4 protein-coding genes are annotated in these 3,683 nt (G+C 43.3%); 2 read left to right on the top strand and 2 right to left on the bottom strand.

Annotated elements, in window-relative coordinates; genetic code table 11:
- Window positions 1-1,066 (top strand): DNA gyrase C-terminal beta-propeller domain-containing protein (locus tag PX482_RS16850; RefSeq protein WP_288122731.1); only part of this gene is annotated, 1,066 nt, incomplete at its 5' end.
- A 636-nt stretch (window positions 1,067-1,702) separates the two neighbouring features.
- Entirely contained in the window at window positions 1,703-2,386 is a 684-nt protein-coding gene (locus tag PX482_RS16855) for a YdcF family protein (RefSeq protein ID WP_002761772.1), read from the top strand.
- Window positions 2,387-2,518: 132 nt separating this feature from the next.
- Here the strand turns inward: PX482_RS16855 and kdpC are convergent, their stop codons facing one another.
- A complete protein-coding gene (kdpC, locus tag PX482_RS16860) occupies window positions 2,519-3,163 on the bottom strand; it encodes a K(+)-transporting ATPase subunit C (protein WP_002761773.1) in 645 nt (214 codons plus the stop codon).
- A 181-nt stretch (window positions 3,164-3,344) separates the two neighbouring features.
- The gene (locus tag PX482_RS27790; protein ID WP_287715551.1) at window positions 3,345-3,551 is read right to left on the bottom strand and encodes a potassium-transporting ATPase subunit F; all 207 of its coding nucleotides are present in this window, start codon (window positions 3,549-3,551) and stop codon (window positions 3,345-3,347) included.
- Window positions 3,552-3,683 lie beyond the last annotated feature (132 nt).

Genomic DNA, 3,683 nt, shown 5'->3' on the forward strand with positions numbered 1-3,683 from the left:
CCATCACCCCACACCCTACACCCCACACCCCACACCCCACACCCCACACCCTACACCCTCTTTCAAGTCAGAAGTTAAAAAACAGGAGAATAAAGTTAAGAAAAAGTCTGAGAGTGAGAATGAACCGATTTTAAGCCTATTTACGCCCCAAGAACCCCCAGAAAATGCGATTTTATTGCTTGATGCCGAAGATAAAATTAGTTGGACGACACCAGAAGAGCGAGTGCCGGACCGGGGTTTAATTATCTATCAACAGGCGATCGAAAAACAGGAAAATTTCCTAGTTATCCTCGATAATGCTAAAGCTTACCCGATTGCTACCCGGGAAGTTCCCCCGCAAGCGAATCAACCAGTGTTAATCTCCAGTCTGCTGACCAAAACCGCCCAAAAAGAGTCAGAAGCGGTGTTAAATCAATTTTTCTTGACAGAACCTCAAAAAAATCAAGAATTGCTTTTACTGAGTCAACAGGGGCGAATAAAGCGGCTTCCCATCGATGAATTAGAGGGGGTTGGTAGTCGGGGTTTGTCCCTGATGAAATTGAAAGAAGACGATCGCCTATATGCTGCTATTTTTACTCACGAGGGCCTGGACTTAGCGATCGCCACCAGTAGCGGTCGGGTGTTGCGTTATCCCGTGCGCGAGGAATTATTGCCAATTATGGGTAAATCTGCCCAGGGTTTAGCAATTTTGCGATTGCGCTACGGGGAACATCTAGCCGGCTGTGTTTCTCTCCCTCATCGGGAAAATCTGCTGCTGATTTCGGGATTGGGTTACGCGAAAAGACTGGCGATCGAGAATTTACGCTTATCACAATTAGGCGATCTTGGTTCACCCGCTTTACAATTCGTCAATAAACAGGATAGTTTAGCGGCCATGGTAGCGGCGCGGCCGGGGAGTATAGTGTTATTAAGTACCAATCAGAATCGAAAACTACCCTTAGAGGTAGAAACTGTGATGGTTACGGGTAAAGACGGGACAGGTTCACAATTAGTGAAACTCAACCCCACAGAAAAAATTATCAAAGCACAATTGTTACAGGACACCTCGAATAGGGGATTTTGTTAACAAAGTGTTGGTCGAGGAAATCTCCTAGATATACAGTGGTGAAGAGGGAATAATTTTAAATAACTAACAAGGCTCTCCGTCACTCAAAATTTGATTTTTTCGAGCTGTCTTAGAAATAACGCCCTGGTTATTGAGTAAAATTAAACTTTTTTTGCCCATCAACTTAAAAACTTGCGTTTTTTGGATCATCTTAGCATAGAGGACTGGGTAGTATGAGTTAAAGCAAAGTTGATTTGTTAATTTTGTCTATCAGTGTAATCTGGGTTAAGTCTCTCACTTTTTTCCCTGATCAATTACTAAGGGGTAAGCTTAGAGGCACTTCAGTTACATATCTTGATAATTCAAAAAACTCTCAACCGCTTATTAATCCTGCCTCCTGCCTTGCTAAAACGCATCTTAGATGCGTTTTAAGCTAAACGGCTTTTACTTCGGATCACCGATATAGACTCCAAAAGGGTTATAGCTATTGGATCATGCAGGTTAAGCGCCGTTTAGCTTAGCTTACCCCGATCAATTGGACTTATTGATAAAATCTTCGCACTAATTGAGAATAACCCAAGATTTCATGAGGGTTTCAGGCTGTGCAATACTGAAGTAAATCTATTTTTTGAGCTACCCTACATCGTCTCTAAGTCAATGGCGAAAAAACCGAAAAATGTTGCGCGTAAACACCGGCATTGGCAAAGATGGTTAAAACTAACTCTGGTCGCAGTTTTTGGGTTTATTATCTTTAATTTAGCGACTAATTTAGCCATCTGCTGGTCAATTAATCAACAAAAACCCGTTGAGGCCATCTTAGTTTTGGGGGGCAGCATTCGTCGGGAAATTTATGTAGCCAATCTAGCCCAGCAATACCCCGATATACCAATTTTAATTTCCCAAGGCTCGGAAGATCCCTGTATTTTATTACTATTTGAACGGGCAAAAGCGCCAAAAGCTAACGTCTGGTTAGAAAAGTGTGCTGATTCTACCTTCGGCAATTTTTTCTTTGCCGTGCCAATTTTAAAACAATGGGGAGTACATAAAGTAAAAGTTGTCACCTCTCCTACTCATTTACCCCGCGCTAAATGGTTAGCAGAAATTCACTTGCAATCCCACGGTATAGCAGTAGAAATCGATGCAGTCCGAGAAATTGGTATCCCCGGTAATCACGAATCAAAGCTAAAAACTGTGTTAGATCTGACTAGAAGTATAATTTGGGCTTTTGTGGGACAATTAATCCATCCCCCCTGTTGGCAAGTCATTCCCTTAAATTCCGTTGATTTGGAAGCTTGGCAAGATGAAGGTTTTCAATGTGAATCCCAAGGTAAGATCAGCTAAACAATACTCTCCCAGTTAGTTTTTTAGCGGCTGCATCCCATTTTTGTAAATCTACTAACTTGGGGTTTTTAAAGGCAAACTCTCTCTTCCCACTTTCCTATACCTTTTAAACAGGATTTAGCATCAGAAACCCTATCGGGAATTTGCGATCGCATCTAGAGCCAAATTCAGTTTCAGCAGGTTAACCCCCGGTTCGCCGAAGATGCCGAGAAAGCGATCATCGGTGTTTTTGGTAACGAGGATCTCCACTTGATTCGTCGGTAATCCGCGTGAGAGCGCCACCCGCTCGATCTGCGCTCTGGCGGCCTCCGGGGTGATGTGGGGATCGAGACTCGATCCGGAGGTATATACTAGATCTGCGGTGGGTTTAATTGTCGCTTTCTCTAATCGGGGAATCTCCCCCTCCAGTGCTTTTTGCGGGTCGGGATCGGGTTTTCCTTTAATTCGATCGATCAACAGGGGGTTACTGGGAGCTAGGTTACTCGCCCCCGAAATTCCGGTTTGCAGGACTTTGTTAGGATCGTTTTTCGGATCGGCCGTACTGTAGGCGGTGGTACTTGGACGACTATTGAAATAGCGATCGCTGGTGAAAGGTTGCCCAATTAGAGCCGAACCCACCACTTGACCTTGATTATTGGTAATTAAACTCCCGTTTGCTTGCCAGGGAAAAAGAATTTGACCGATGGCGATCATCGAGAAAGGATAGATCAGGGCAGTAATTACCCAGAGAACTAGGGTAGAACGGATGGCTCTACCGGCCTCGCGTGCAAAACTCATGATTAGACCTCTTAAGTCGGGTTTGCGGCAAAAAGTTTGTTGGTGGGGTTAGGAGTCAGGAGCCAGTAGTCAGGAGTCAGGAGAATTAAGAATAAACAACAATCAATGAAAGAGTCTATTTAGAGATTTTCTGCTTTTTCCCATTTTTGAACTCTCAAAAATTAATTGTGCCAGAAATCTCTTAAAACCTCTCGGGTATAAAAATGACAAGGAATAGGTAGATAAATAAAGCAAAGGCGACTAATCCTAAAAGGGTTAATGCGGAGGCTTGCCCCCTATCGATAGTGCTTCCCGTAGAAGCTTGAACGATGGAGGAGAAAAGAATTGTTAGATAGAAATTTAAGAAAATGTACCCAAAAAATCGGTATTTTCTAGGGGCTGCTTTCATAAGAATTAGAGTTTTTTGGAGATTTGTTTTTGCCAGTAAATCAAGAAAATAGCTGTAGTTGTCAAAAATTATCAGACACCCCCCTTATCAAGGGGGGATTAAGGGGGGATCGACACCCCCCTTATCAAGGGG

The sequence above is a fragment of the Microcystis sp. M53602_WE12 genome (assembly GCF_030065455.1).
In the GTDB taxonomy this organism is placed as follows: Bacteria; Cyanobacteriota; Cyanobacteriia; order Cyanobacteriales; family Microcystaceae; genus Microcystis; species Microcystis aeruginosa.